Source organism: Comamonas brasiliensis (assembly GCF_018292285.1).
In the GTDB taxonomy this organism is placed as follows: Bacteria; Pseudomonadota; Gammaproteobacteria; order Burkholderiales; family Burkholderiaceae_C; genus Comamonas; species Comamonas brasiliensis.
This window is the reverse complement of record NZ_JAANES010000001.1, coordinates 609087-621840: the sequence shown is the minus strand read 5'-3', so window position 1 is coordinate 621840 and position 12754 is coordinate 609087. Positions and strand designations below refer to the sequence as shown.

Sequence of the window (12754 nt, the reverse complement as noted above, 5' to 3'; positions counted from 1 at the left end):
AGCTCTCCCCGATTCAGGCTGCAAGATGCAGCATCTGCCTGGCTTCCCTGGGAGTGGCGACTTCACGCCCCACATCACGCGCATAGCGCGCCAGCTGCTCGATCAGCGGAGCGTTGGATGCGACCTTGCTGCCGTCGGGCAGATAGAAAGTGTCTTCCAGTCCGCTGCGCAGATGTCCGCCGAGCTCGGCCGTGCGCAGATGGGTGGGCCAGATCTCGCTGCGCCCGATCAGCGTGGTCTGCCAGGGCGCATCCTTGATCTTGAGCCTGAGCAGTATGGGCAGCAGATCGGGGTCGGCCGGCATACCGGACTCCACACCCATCACGAAGTTGTATTCGGGCAGGCCCTGATACATGCCGGTTTCCACATACATGCCCACGCAGCGCACGATGCCCACGTCAAAGCACTCGAACTCGGGCAGCGTGCGGGTCTCGGCCATCACATCGAGAAAGTCCTGCACCTTGGCGGGCTGATTGTCGAACAGCATGGGCGGCCAGGCCCAGCTTCCGTTGCTGCGGGTTTTGAGATAGTTGAGCGAGCCTGCATTGCAGGCCGCCATCTCGGGTCGCGTGGCACGCAGACAGTCCAGCGGCCCCTGGTAGTCGGGGCCGACCACGCCGGTGGTCTGATTGATGATCAGCTCGGGGCAGGCTGCACGCATGGCATCCACGCAAGCCCTGGCCACTGCCGGGTCCCAGCTGGGCAGATGCCCCTTGCCCTCTTCCTGGCGCCTGAAGTGCACATGCACCACGGACGCCCCAGCGTCATAGGCTCGGCGTGCTTCCTGCGCCAGTTGCTCTGGCGTCACAGGCACATGATGCTGATTCGGGTCGGTCAGCACCCCGGTGATGGAACAGGTAATAATGGCTTTATCGGACATATCGCTCCTTAAATAGAAGCTGACAACGCTTTACGAATAAGCGTTTCAGGCTGATTTCGCTCAAGTTTCCCGACAACGACGGCCGCCGCTGCGACAGCCGCGCTAGATACGCCACTGGCGTGCGGCAAGCTCTTTCATGATTTCTTCGGTGCCGCCGCCAATCGTCAGCACCTTGACTTCGCGGTAAATGCGCTCGCTCAGCGTGCCGCGCATAAAGCCCATACCGCCCAGAATCTGCACCGCCGTGTCGGCGCAGAACTGCATGGTCTGGGTGGCCTGGTTCTTGAGCACACAGACCTCGCCCACCCAGTCCGCCCCGCTATCGCCGCCATCGGCACGTGCGCAGACTGCGTTGATCCATGCTTCAGTGCTGCGCAGGCGCTGCTGCATGTCCACCAGCTTGTGCCGTATGACCTGATGCTGGTTGAGCGTCACGCCAAAGGTCTGGCGCTGTTGCGCCCAGGCCAGCGCCTCGTCATGGCAGGCCTGGGCAAAGCCCAGCGCAGCGCAGGCAATGCCCAGGCGCTCGCCGTTGAAGTTGTGCATGATGGCGCGAAAGCCCTCGCCCTCGGCCCCGAGCAGATGACTGGCAGGCACGCGCACGCCGTCAAAGAACAGATGGGCCGTGTCCGAGCATTGCCAGCCCATCTTGTGCAATTGGCTGCGGCGCAGTCCCGCGCTGTCGCCGGGCAACAGGATCAGGGAGATGCCGGAAGCACCTCTTTCCTCGCCCGTGCGCACCGCTACCGTGATCCAGTCGGCACGCATGCCCGAGGTGATGAAGGTCTTCTCGCCCTCGATCACATACTCGTCGCCCTCGCGCCTGGCCCGGGTGCGCAGCGCCGCCACGTCCGATCCGCCGCCGGGTTCGGTAATCGCCAGCGCCGCGATCTTGCGGCCTGCCAGCACATCGGGCACCACCTGCTGCTTGAGCGCATCGCTGCCCAGAGCCACCACGGGCGGCAGGCCGATGTTGTGCGACAACAGGCTGGCCAGCACGCCGCCGCTGCCGCCGTGGCGGCACAGTGCCAGCCACAGGGCGGCGCGCAGGCTGTGCGTAGCCGCGGTACCGCCGAGCTCCTCGGGGTAGCCGATGCCCAGCAGCCCCAGCTCGGCGGCCTGGAGATAGAGCTGGCGCGAGAACTCGCCGGCCTCGTCCCAGGTCGTGACATGGGGAGCGATATGCTCGCGCGCGAAGCGGCGCACCAGGTCATAGAGCATTTCGCGTTCGGCGGCATCCGTCATGTGGGTCCTCCAGGCATGGGCACCAGTTTCAGCAGCACCTGGCCTGGCGCCACCTGCTGGCCGGCATGGACCAGCACGGCCTCCACGCGGCAGTCGGCCCTCACACTCAGGCTGTGCTCCAGCTTCATGGACTCAATGACCACGACCACATCGCCGGCCTTCAGCACCTGCCCGTCCTGCACGCCCAGTTGCACCACCCGGCCGTTGAACGGGGCGCGCAGCTCTGCGGTCTGGCCCGCTGCCGCAGCATTCTCCGGCGGGGCATAGCTTGCATCTTCGACCCACCAGTCCACATCGCCCGCCTGCAGATGCCAGCGCGCCCCGCCCTGCCCGGCGGGCAGCTCCACGGCATGCACGGTCTGGCTCAGGCCCGCAGCTCTCGCTCGCCAGCCATGGGCCAGCAACTCGTCGACCTGCAGCAGCGCAGGCTCGGCGTCGTGCCGCTGCAGCAGCCAGCTGTCTGCGGTCTCGGGCCGCAGCATCAGCTCCTGCGTCCGGCCCCGGTGCTGCAGCTTGCGCAACTGGGCATAGCTGCAGGCCAGCGGCCCCGGCCTTTGGCCCACGGCGCACAGCGCTCCCCAGTGCTGGTGTGCCAGAACCTCCTTGTCCCGCAGCAGCTGCTGCAAGCGTGGCGCATCGCCCGCCAGATAGGAGATCAGAGCCTGGCCCCGCCTGAACACCTCGTCGTTCAGGCACTCAATCAGAAAGGCGCGATTGGTCGGCAAGCCCAGCACCGAGAGGCTGCCCAGCGCATGAATCAGCCGGTCGATGGCTTGCTCGCGCGTTGGCGCATGGACGATCAGCTTGCCCAGCATGGCGTCGTAATAGGGAGTGACTTCGCTGCCGGTGTGCAACGCGTGGTCAAAGCGCAGCGGCGCGCGACTGAAGACGGCGGCCTCGGGTGCCGAGAAATGCCGCACCACGCCGGTATGGGGTTGAAAGTTCTCGTCTTCGGCGCACAGCCGCACCTCGATGGCATGGCCGTCGAGCCGAACCTGCTGCTGTGTCAGCGGCAAGGCTTCGCCGCGCGCCACGCGAATCTGCCACTCGACCAGATCAAGGCCCGTCAATGCCTCGGTCACAGGATGCTCGACCTGCAGTCTGGTATTCATCTCCATCAGATAGAACTGCCGGCCTTCAACCAGGAATTCCACCGTACCTGCCCCCACATAACCTGCGGCCTTGGCCAGGGCCACGGCGCAGCTGCCCATGTGCTCGCGCTGCTCGGCACTGACAGCCGGACTGGGGGCTTCCTCGATGATCTTCTGGTGGCGGCGCTGAACCGAGCAGTCGCGCTCCCCCAGATGAATCACATGGCCATGCCCGTCCGCAAACACCTGCACTTCCACATGGCGCGGGTGCATGACGGCACGCTCCACCAGCAAGTCACCATTGCCAAAGCCAGCCAGGGCTTCGGAACGTGCGCTGTTCAGAGCGGCATGCAGCTGCTGGGCACTTTCCACCAGCCGCATGCCGCGCCCGCCGCCACCGGCCACGGCCTTGACCATGACAGGGTAGCCAATCATGGCTGCTTCGTCGGCAAAGCGCGCATCGCTCTGGTCGTCACCTTCGTAGCCCGGCAGACAGGGCACGCCATGGGCCTTGGCCAGTTGCTTGGCGGCGGCCTTGCTGCCGAGCTGCCGGATCGCCGCCGGCGGCGGGCCAATCCAGATCAGGCCCGCTTGCTGAACGGCCTGGGCAAAGCCCGCATCCTCGCTGAGAAATCCGTAGCCGGGGTGTACGCCATCGGCCCCTGTCGCCCTGGCGGCTTCCAGCAGCTTGTGCATGTCCAGATAGCTCTGGGCCGATGTCAGCCCGCCCAGTGCATAGGCCTGCGTGGACTGTTGCACATGGAGGCTTTGCGCATCCGCATCCGAATACACCGCCACAGTCTCGATGCCCATGCGCCTGGCCGTGGCCATGATGCGCAGCGCAATCTCGCCACGATTGGCAATCAGAATGCGCTTCATGATGCACCTCCTGCCTTGCAGGTCCAGGGAGCGGGCTGCTTGCTGGAAAAGGCCTTGAGCCCTGCCCCCGCTTCAGCGCTGCGCAGCGCACTGGCAAAGGCCTGCGCGCCCTGGTTCAGCGATGCATCCAGACTTTGCCCCCCAATGGCTGCCAGCAGCTTCTTGGTGGCTGCCACCGCCTGCGGTGCGGCCTGGGCGCAGATCTCGATCTGCTGCTGCAGCTGGCTCTGCCAGTGAACAGCGTCTGCGGCCTGGATCACGGCCTGAACCAGGCCTGCCTGCTGTGCCTGACTTGCGGTCCAGCGCTGGCCGCCCAGCAGCCATTGGCGCGCCAAGCCGTCGCCCAGCCTGCGCAGCACAAACGGCGCAATCTGCGCGGGCACGATGCCCAGCGTCACCTCGGGCGTCGCAAAGACGGCCTGCTGATCCGCTACCACCCAGTCGGCCACGCAGACCAGCCCCACACCGCCGCCCATGGCCGCGCCCTGCACGGCAGCGATCAGCAGCTGGGGCAGCTCTGCGAGTTGCTGCAGCAGCTGACCAAACTCGCGGTTGACCTGAACCAGCGGGTCCTGCGCCCCCGCAGGCAGCGGCGAGCCTATGCTGCTGGCAAAGCCGCCCAGGCTGCCTCCGGCACAGAAATGCCCGCCCGTGCCGCACAGCACCACCACGCGCAGTTGCGCATCCTTCTGCGCTCTTGTGGCCTGTTCGCGCAAGGCCTGCACCAGCTCGTCAGTCAGCGCATTGCGGGTTTGCGGCGAGTTCAGCCGCCACCATTCCACAAAGCCGTTGCCCAAGGGCAGGCGTTCGATTTCAAGCACCTGAGTCATGCGCCGCTCCTCAGTGTGCCTGGCGCTTGATCAGCCCCATGGTCTTGCCGATGATGCCCAGCATGACCTCGTCGGCACCGCCGCCTATCGAGCCCAGACGCCCGTCGCGGTAAAGGCGCGAGACGCGGTTGTCCCACGTAAAGCCCATGCCGCCCCAGAACTGCAGACAGGTGTCGGCCACTTCGCGCGTCAGCCGCCCCGACTTCAGCTTGGCCATGCTGGCCAGCTGCAGCGCATCCTGGCCCGCCATATACATCTGGGCGGCACGGTAGGTCAGCGCGCGCAGCGCCTCGACTTCGGTCTGCAGCTCGGCCAGCTTGAACTGCACCCATTGCTGATCGATCAGGGTGCTGCCGAACATCTGTCGCTGCTGTGCCCACTCTATGGTCTGCTGAATGCAGTCCTCCATGGCGAGCAGGCCGCTGGCCGAGGCCCAGAGCCGTTCCTCCTGGAACTGCTGCATCTGATAGATGAAGCCCTGACCCTCCTGTCCCACCAGATAGCGCTGCGGCACGCGCACCTCGTCAAAGAACAGCAGGCCCGTGTCCGAGGAATTCATGCCGATCTTGCGCAGCTTCTGCGCCACTTCCACGCCCTTGGTCAGCTTGCCACGCGGCCCCTCGCGCAGCGGCACCATGATGAGACTCTTGTTCTTGTGCACCGGTCCCTCGCTGGTGTTGACCAGCATGCACATCCAGTCCGCCTGAATGCTGTTGGTGATCCACATCTTCTGGCCGCTGATGACGTAGTCGTCGCCATCCTTGCGAGCATGGCTTTTGATGCCCGAGACATCGCTGCCCGCGCCGGGCTCGCTCACGCCTATGCAGCCCACCATCTCGCCCGCGATGGCGGGAGCCAGGAACTGCTCACGCAATCCATCACTGCCAAAGCGTGCCAGCGCGGGCGTGCACATATCGGTCTGCACGCCAATCGCCATGGGCACGCCGCCGCAGCGGATATGGCCCAGAGTCTCGGCCATCATCAGGCTGTAGGAATAGTCCAGCCCCGAGCCGCCATAGGCTTCGGGCTTGGTCAGGCCCAGCAGGCCCAGATCGCCCAGCCCCTTGAAGACCTGGTGTGCTGGAAAGATTTCCTCTTCCTCCCATGCGTCGACATAGGGATTGATCTTCTCGTCGATATAGCGCTTGAGGGTCTTGCGCACTTCCAGATGTTCATGGGTCCATTGCATGGCTTGTCTCCGTCGAGTTCTATTTGGAAGAAATGGGGGAAAGAGGCGCGGCACTACATGCGTGCGACCCCGAACTGCATGGGGCGCACCGTTCGCTGCTGCGCTTCGTGCAAGGTCTGCAGGCAGAACGAGAGCACTGCGCGCGTGTCGCGCGGATCGATCACACCGTCGTCCAGCAGCAAGCCGCTGGTGACCAGCGCATCGGCCTGGGCTTCGAACATGGCCACGATCTGGTCGTACTGCTTCTGCATCTGCTCGGCATCGATCGGCAAGCCTTTACGTGCCATGGCGGCCTCGGTGACCTGACGCATGGTGCTGGCTGCCTGCTCGCCCCCCATCACCGCCGTCTTGGCACCGGGCCAGCTGAAAAGAAAGCGCGGCGCATAGCCTCGGCCGCACATGCCGTAGTTGCCCGCACCGAAGCTGGCGCCGCACTGGATGGTGATCTGCGGCACGGTGGCGTTGGTCACGGCCTGAATCATCTTGCTGCCGTGCTTGATCATGCCGGCCTGCTCGCTGTCCTTGCCCACCATATAGCCTGTGGTGTTCTGCAGATAGATGATGGGGTGGCCCAGTTGGCACATCCATTGAATGAAGTGCGCGGCCTTGCTGGCACCTGCCACATCGATGGGGCCGTTGTTGGAGATCAGGCCCACGGCGTGGCCTCCGATATGCGCCTGCGCACAGAGCGTGGCGGCTCCATAGCCGGACTTGAACAGCAACAGCTCGGAGCCATCCACCAGCCGCGCCATGACCTCATGCATATCCACCGGCTCGCGGTGGTGTGCCGGCATCAACCCCAGCAGTTCATCGGCGTCATAACGCGGCTCCGAAACTCCTGAATTAATAGCTTTACTCGTATATGCATCAACCGTTTCAGGCGTCTTCCATGAAGATAACTGAGACACCACGGTGCGTGCCAGGCCCAGGGCATGGCGGTCGTCCTCCGCCAGATACTCGCCCAGCCCCGAGATACTGGTATGCATTTCGGCACCGCCCAGTTCTTCCTCGGTCGCGATCTCGCCGGTCGCCGCCTTGAGCAGGGGCGGCCCGGCCAGAAAGGCACGCGAGCGACCGCGCACCATGATGACCACGTCCGACAACCCGGGCATATAGGCCCCGCCGGCCGTTCCCGAGCCGTGCTGCACGGTGATGACCGGCAGACCTGCCGCGGACAACCGCGCCAGGTTGCGAAACAAGGCGCCACCCATCACAAAGCCCTCGACGCGGTAGCGCATGAGATTGGCACCCGCGCTCTCTACCAGATGGATGAAGGGCAGCCTGTTCTGCAACGCGATCTCCTGCACGCGCAGCATCTTGTCCAGGCCTTTTTCCTGGATGGCCCCGGCCTCGATGCCCGAGTCGCTGGCCACCACCATGCAACGCACACCGCTGACAAAACCGATGCCCGCCAGCATTCCGCCTCCGGGAACCGACTTGGCCGGGTCGTCCTGGTCCAGCATGAAGCCCGCCAGCGTGCACAGCGGCAGCCATGGCCTGCCAGCATCCAGCAGCAGCGCCACTCGCTCTCTCGGCAGCAGCTGGCCACGTTTTTCAAACTGCGGCTTGGCCCGCTGCGATGCCAGAGCCGCCCGCTGCTCAAGCTCACGCAATGCGGCGATGCGGCCCATCGTGGCTGCCCGGCGCTGCTGCGCCAGCTCGCCACCGGCATTCCATTGGGATGCAAAGACGCTCATGACTGAAACACCTTGGGAGTCTGGTAGAGAGAAAAGCCGTCAAATGCACGCACTGCGCCGCGCTGCTGCGCTTCGGCGCTGGCAGCCACCGGCCCCATGCCCAAGCGCACCTGAGGACGGGCGCCGTCGACCCGCAAAACCGTTCCGCTGATGAAGCTGGCCGCCGGACTGAGCAGAAAGACCACGGCGGCGGAGACTTCGGCCTCGTTGCCAAAGCGCCCTGCTGGCACGGTTGCCGGCATCTTGCGCAACATGGCTGCAGCCTCGGGCGGGTAGTGGTCCATGCCGCTGGAGGCTATGTAGCCCGGCGCGATGGCATTGACGCGCACACCCTGCGCAGCCCATTCCACGGCAGCGGTTTCGGTGAAGCTGACCATGCCCGCCCGCGCAGCGCCGCTATGTCCCATGCCCGGCATGGAGCCCCACATGTCGGCCACCATGTTGACGATGGAGCCACCCTGCCGCGCCATGTGCTGTGCATAGCATTCGCGCGCCATGAGAAAGCCGCCGGTGAGATTGGTGTCCAGCACCGCCTGCCAGCCCTTGGCGCTGATGGACGCAAGCGGCGAGAGATACTGTCCGCCCGCGTTGTTGACCAAGGCGTCGATACGCCCGTGCCGGGTCAGGATCTCTTCGACCACCGCCTTGACTGCCGCCTCGTCGCGGATATCGCAGCTGTGACTGCTGGCTTGCGCTCCCTGCTGCGCCAGTTCGTCCTGCACGCTGCGCAGCTTTTGCGCATTTCGCCCCACTAGGGCCACATGTGCGCCCAGCGCAGCCAGCTCATGCGCTATGCAGCGGCCTATGCCCGAGCCGCCACCGGTCACCACAACCACTTGCCCGGCAAACAGCGCAGGGCGAAAAACGGATTGGTACATCAGCTCTCTCCAATGAACAAGGCCAGAGATTGATCGGTCAGCGCATCCAGGCTCAGGCTGCCGCCCTCGGAATACCACTGTGCGGTCCAGTTCAGTGCGCCGAAGATCAGCAGTCGCGCGATTTCGGGACGGGCCTTGAGCTTGCCCGTGCGATGCAGCGCCTGCAGCACGGGCATCCATTGCGCTTCGTAGGCATCCTTTTGTGCGCTGACATCCATGCGCTGCGCATCGCTGAGCAAGCGCCATTCATAGAGCATCACTGGAATGAAGTCGCTCTCGCCGCCCACCATGACCTGCAGGTGGTTGCGCACCAGAGCGCGCAGTCGTTCCACGCCATTGGCGCGTGCCCCCAGCGCTTGCAGCGCGGCGTTCTGGCTCTCCGCAGCCTGGGCCATACCATCCTGCATCACCGCGTGCAGCATTGCTTCCTTGCTCTCAAAAAAGTAAAAGATGGACCCCGGTTGCATGCCTGCGGCAGCAGCGATGTCGCGGGTGCTGCTGCCGTGAAAGCCGCGCAGGCGAAACTGCCTGGCGGCGACACGCACCAGCTCGCTGCGGCGCGTGCTCTCATTGCGTTCCTCGGTGGACTTGGGCGGCCTGCCGCGTCCGCGTTTGACGGTCGGAATTTCTTCATGAACTGCTTGCATGAGATGCAGCATATCGGCGTCTTTTATTTTTACCAATCACTTGATTGGCAAAAATATCTGGGACTTTCACGCAAGGGTTTTCCGCAGCTCGAACGAGCCACCCCGAGTGCACCCGAAGACCGATTTCTAGACTGCTCTGACCCGGTAAAGACCCGGCGGGCTCCCGGTCCAGCCTTTGAAGGCGCGCTGGAACGCGGCCGCATCCGCAAAGCCCAGATCTGCCGCCAGCGTGGCAAAGCTGACCGTGCTGGTACCCAGACGGGAGATGGCGATATCGCGGCGCAATCCATCCTTGATAGCCTGAAACGAGGTGCCTGCAGCACTCAGCTTGCGCTGCAAGGTAGGGGCCGACATATGCAGCGCCGCTGCCGTGGCCTCCAGCCCCACCCAGAGCGGTCGGCTTTGCTGCAGGTGCGCATGCACCAGAGTCGCAACGCCATTGCCGGCACGCGCCGGGATGACGGCTGCCGCAGGCCAGCTCGCGACAAAGCTGCGCAGCGCGCTCTCGTCGCGCCGGCATACACGCCGCAGCAAGCCGGCCTCAAACCAGAACGCCGCCACTGCCTGTCCGAAGCGCATGGGGGCGGGGAAGGCCTCCCCGTAATCCCTGACGTAATCGGGCTGCGCAAACGCAAAGTCAAACTGTCGCACCTTGAGCCCGCCCCCCATCAACCAGGAAGCAATACGCCACAGAATGCGCAGCAGGTACTCGTACAGAAAGTTGGCGGCAGGCTGGTTGCTCAAGGAACGCACGCAGATGGCGGCCTCACCGGCGCTGACCAGCAGACTCACTTCCACATCGTCCTGCAGCAGGTTGTGGACTTCGCACATGCGCTCCAGAGCCCCCTCAACCGTCTGCTCTGCAGATGCCACGCGCGCGATCAGCTCCAGACTGCCGCGCTTGAGCGGGCGCGAGAACAGGCCCAGCGCCTCGTCGTTGAGCGCCGAGATCACGCGCCACATCAATGCAATGTATTGATCCGAGCTGACACGCGCTCCCGGCTGTTCCAGCAGCTGGGGTGCTATGCCGGCCTGCAGAAGAAAGGGCTCCGGCGCATATCCTTTGCGCGCGATGGACTGCACGATCCCCCGCACCAGCTCCATCGACACGGTATAGGGAATGTTCTTAAGGGTCTTCATCAGATCAACATGAGGTCTTTTGACATGCCGACGATGTACTCCGCCATGGGCAAAAGCAAGAGGTTTTCCTAGCATGCATAAGGTCCCAACCCCTTGCAGGAGCACCCATGAGTCGCGATGTGTTTGTTGCCGGTGTCGGCATGATTCCCTTTGCAAAGCCGGGCAGGAGCGATCCCTATTTCCAGATGGGCTCCACCGCGACACAACTGGCGCTTGCCGATGCCGGCATTTCCTATGCCTCGGTGCAGCAGGCCTATGTGGGCTATGTGTACGGAGACTCCACTGCCGGCCAGCGCGCGCTGTACGAGGTGGGGATGAGCGGCATTCCCATTGTCAACGTCAACAACAACTGCTCCACCGGCTCCACGGCGCTGTTCCTCGCACGCCAGGCCGTCGCCAGCGGCGCTGCCGACTGCGTGCTGGCCCTGGGTTTCGAGCAGATGAATCCTGGCGCACTGGGCTCGGTTTACAGCGACCGCCCCAGCCCGTTTGACCGCTTCGATGAAGCCACGGACGCACTGGTCGGCAACGCCGAAGTGCCTCTGGCGCTGCGTTATTTCGGCGGAGCAGGCAAGGCCCACATGGAGCAGTACGGCACCAAGCTGTCCACATTTGCCAAGATTCGTGCCAAAGCCAGCCGCCATGCGGCACGCAATCCACTGGCGCTGTTTCGCACCGAGGTGTCGGAGGAGGAAGTCATGGCCGCGCCCATGATGTGGCAAGGCGTGATGACCCGCCTCATGGCCTGCCCGCCGACCTGCGGCGCGGCGGCCGCCATCGTAGTGTCCGAGGCCTATGCACGCAGGCACGGACTGGACCATAGCGTGCGCATTCGTGCCCAGTCCATGACCACCGACGGCCCCGAAACCTTTGGCGCCCGGGACATGCGCGAAGTGGTGGGCTTCAGCATGGCCCGCAATGCGGCCCGGCAAGTCTATGAGCAAGCCGGCATCGACCCTTCGGATGTGGATGTGGTGGAGCTGCACGACTGCTTTGCCCACAATGAGCTGCTGACCTACGAGGCTCTGGGGCTGTGCCCCGTCGGCGGTGCAGAAAAGTTTGTGCTCGATGGCGACAACACCTACGGGGGAAAATTCGTCACCAATCCTTCGGGGGGTCTGCTCTCCAAGGGTCATCCGCTGGGTGCCACGGGTCTGGCTCAGTGCACCGAGCTGGTCCAGCAGCTGCGCGGCAAGGCCGATCAACGCCAGGTACCAGAGGCACGCCTGGCCCTGCAGCACAACCTGGGCCTGGGCGGCGCCTGCGTGGTCACTCTGTATGAGCGTGTCTGAGGAACGCTGGTATGACCGGCAAGACAAGGACTAAGCATGGGCTGTATGCCACTGCATGCTGCCTTGGCCGAAAGCAGCGCATGTGCTCTTCCAGCCTCGTCGATTCACCCACATTGTCCAGATCCGCAAGACGCCAAGAGCCGTCTTATGCCATCTTATGGACTGCATTTGAAAGAAAGGTCGCCTGATGTCTGATCTGGTTCTCTGGAAAGTTCGCAACGGCGTAGGTCATCTGGTTCTGAACCAGCCCGAGCGGGGCAACGTGATCGGCACGGCCATGGCACACGACCTGAAGGCGGTGGTGGAGAAGGCCTGCAACGCAGATATCGGTGCCCTGCTCATTTCCGCACGCGGCAAACAGTTCTGCGTCGGAGGTGACATCAGCGAGTTTGGCGAACATCGCGAGCGGCTGGCACCGCTGATCGGTGCCATGCTGGATGTACTCAATCCTGTCATGCATCAGCTGGCCAGCCTGCCGTTGCCAGTCATCAGTGCCGTTCAAGGCCCTGTCGGAGGCGGCGGCATCGGGCTCGCGCTGTGTGCGGACCTGGTACTGGCCAGCCGTCACATGTTCTTGCGCGGAGGCTATTCGGCCATCGGCCTGAGCCCCGATCTGGGCGTATCGGGCTATCTCACCCACCGTGCAGGTGCAGCCAAGGCCAAATACATTCTGATGAGCAACCGCACCATCGCCGCCGAGGACTGTCTGCGCATGGGCCTGGTCGACGAGCTGCACGAGCCCGAACAGCTGCTGGCAGCGGCAACCGCGCTGGCCGAGGAACTTGCGGGCGGCCCCACCAATTCCCTGGCGGGCATCAAGAATCTCTGTGATTCGGCACATCGGCAGGATCTTCAGCAGCAACTGGGGGCCGAGCGCGAAGCCATGCTGGCCTGCGCCCGCTCCGGTAACAGTCTCGAAGGCGTGACTGCCTTCCTGCAAAAGCGCAGGCCCGTGTTTCAGCGCCGCTGAATCGGCCGCCTATTTT

The 12754-nt window shown here is 64.2% G+C and carries 11 protein-coding genes; 2 read left to right on the top strand and 9 right to left on the bottom strand.

Going from position 1 to position 12754, the window contains the following annotated elements:
• Positions 1–13: 13 nt before the first annotated feature.
• The 9 genes from DJFAAGMI_RS02810 to DJFAAGMI_RS02770 all read right to left on the bottom strand — a co-directional run bounded on the left by DJFAAGMI_RS02810 (position 14) and on the right by DJFAAGMI_RS02770 (position 10476).
• Positions 14–880 (bottom strand): beta-keto acid cleavage family enzyme, encoded by an 867-nt coding sequence (locus tag DJFAAGMI_RS02810; protein WP_211455852.1) that lies wholly within the window; start codon positions 878–880, stop codon positions 14–16.
• A gap of 102 nt (positions 881–982) precedes the next feature.
• A complete protein-coding gene (locus DJFAAGMI_RS02805) occupies positions 983–2125 on the bottom strand; it encodes an acyl-CoA dehydrogenase family protein (protein ID WP_211455851.1) in 1143 nt (380 codons plus the stop codon).
• Positions 2122–4095 (bottom strand): acetyl/propionyl/methylcrotonyl-CoA carboxylase subunit alpha, encoded by a 1974-nt coding sequence (locus DJFAAGMI_RS02800; protein ID WP_211455850.1) that lies wholly within the window; start codon positions 4093–4095, stop codon positions 2122–2124. Before DJFAAGMI_RS02800 ends, DJFAAGMI_RS02805 begins: the two co-directional genes overlap by 4 nt.
• Positions 4092–4925 (bottom strand): enoyl-CoA hydratase/isomerase family protein, encoded by an 834-nt coding sequence (locus DJFAAGMI_RS02795; RefSeq protein WP_211455849.1) that lies wholly within the window; start codon positions 4923–4925, stop codon positions 4092–4094. The genes DJFAAGMI_RS02800 and DJFAAGMI_RS02795 overlap by 4 nt, the downstream gene beginning before the upstream one ends.
• A 10-nt stretch (positions 4926–4935) precedes the next feature.
• Positions 4936–6114 carry an acyl-CoA dehydrogenase family protein gene (locus DJFAAGMI_RS02790; RefSeq protein WP_043004419.1) on the bottom strand — a complete coding sequence of 393 codons (1179 nt, stop codon included), beginning with the start codon at positions 6112–6114 and terminating at the stop codon, positions 4936–4938.
• Between the two features lie 53 nt (positions 6115–6167).
• On the bottom strand, positions 6168–7811 hold the full coding sequence (locus DJFAAGMI_RS02785; protein WP_211455848.1) for an acyl-CoA carboxylase subunit beta: 1644 nt from the start codon (positions 7809–7811) through the stop codon (positions 6168–6170).
• Positions 7808–8689 carry an SDR family oxidoreductase gene (locus tag DJFAAGMI_RS02780; RefSeq protein ID WP_211455847.1) on the bottom strand — a complete coding sequence of 294 codons (882 nt, stop codon included), beginning with the start codon at positions 8687–8689 and terminating at the stop codon, positions 7808–7810. Before DJFAAGMI_RS02780 ends, DJFAAGMI_RS02785 begins: the two co-directional genes overlap by 4 nt.
• Complete coding sequence (locus tag DJFAAGMI_RS02775) at positions 8689–9348, bottom strand: TetR/AcrR family transcriptional regulator (protein WP_211455846.1); 660 nt, start codon at positions 9346–9348, stop codon at positions 8689–8691. The genes DJFAAGMI_RS02780 and DJFAAGMI_RS02775 overlap by 1 nt, the downstream gene beginning before the upstream one ends.
• 114 nt (positions 9349–9462) lie before the next feature.
• Complete coding sequence (locus tag DJFAAGMI_RS02770) at positions 9463–10476, bottom strand: AraC family transcriptional regulator (protein ID WP_211455845.1); 1014 nt, start codon at positions 10474–10476, stop codon at positions 9463–9465.
• A gap of 107 nt (positions 10477–10583) precedes the next feature.
• Here DJFAAGMI_RS02770 and DJFAAGMI_RS02765 point away from each other — a divergent pair, with 107 nt between their 5' ends.
• Entirely contained in the window at positions 10584–11768 is a 1185-nt protein-coding gene (locus tag DJFAAGMI_RS02765) for a lipid-transfer protein (RefSeq protein WP_211455844.1), read from the top strand.
• A gap of 187 nt (positions 11769–11955) precedes the next feature.
• Positions 11956–12738: an enoyl-CoA hydratase/isomerase family protein gene (locus tag DJFAAGMI_RS02760; RefSeq protein WP_211455843.1), complete on the top strand. Its 783-nt coding sequence runs from the start codon at positions 11956–11958 to the stop codon at positions 12736–12738.
• Positions 12739–12754 lie beyond the last annotated feature (16 nt).

Excerpts from the sequence above, each read along its gene's own strand:
- DJFAAGMI_RS02810 (WP_211455852.1), bottom strand. The coding sequence starts at position 880 with ATGTCCGATAAAGCCATTATTACCTGTTCCATCACCGGGGTGCTGACC.
- DJFAAGMI_RS02805 (WP_211455851.1), bottom strand. The coding sequence starts at position 2,125 with ATGACGGATGCCGCCGAACGCGAAATGCTCTATGACCTGGTGCGCCGC.
- DJFAAGMI_RS02800 (WP_211455850.1), bottom strand. The coding sequence starts at position 4,095 with ATGAAGCGCATTCTGATTGCCAATCGTGGCGAGATTGCGCTGCGCATC.
- DJFAAGMI_RS02795 (WP_211455849.1), bottom strand. The coding sequence starts at position 4,925 with ATGACTCAGGTGCTTGAAATCGAACGCCTGCCCTTGGGCAACGGCTTT.
- DJFAAGMI_RS02790 (WP_043004419.1), bottom strand. The coding sequence starts at position 6,114 with ATGCAATGGACCCATGAACATCTGGAAGTGCGCAAGACCCTCAAGCGC.
- DJFAAGMI_RS02785 (WP_211455848.1), bottom strand. The coding sequence starts at position 7,811 with ATGAGCGTCTTTGCATCCCAATGGAATGCCGGTGGCGAGCTGGCGCAG.
- DJFAAGMI_RS02780 (WP_211455847.1), bottom strand. The coding sequence starts at position 8,689 with ATGTACCAATCCGTTTTTCGCCCTGCGCTGTTTGCCGGGCAAGTGGTT.
- DJFAAGMI_RS02775 (WP_211455846.1), bottom strand. The coding sequence starts at position 9,348 with ATGCTGCATCTCATGCAAGCAGTTCATGAAGAAATTCCGACCGTCAAA.
- DJFAAGMI_RS02770 (WP_211455845.1), bottom strand. The coding sequence starts at position 10,476 with ATGAAGACCCTTAAGAACATTCCCTATACCGTGTCGATGGAGCTGGTG.
- DJFAAGMI_RS02765 (WP_211455844.1), top strand. The coding sequence starts at position 10,584 with ATGAGTCGCGATGTGTTTGTTGCCGGTGTCGGCATGATTCCCTTTGCA.
- DJFAAGMI_RS02760 (WP_211455843.1), top strand. The coding sequence starts at position 11,956 with ATGTCTGATCTGGTTCTCTGGAAAGTTCGCAACGGCGTAGGTCATCTG.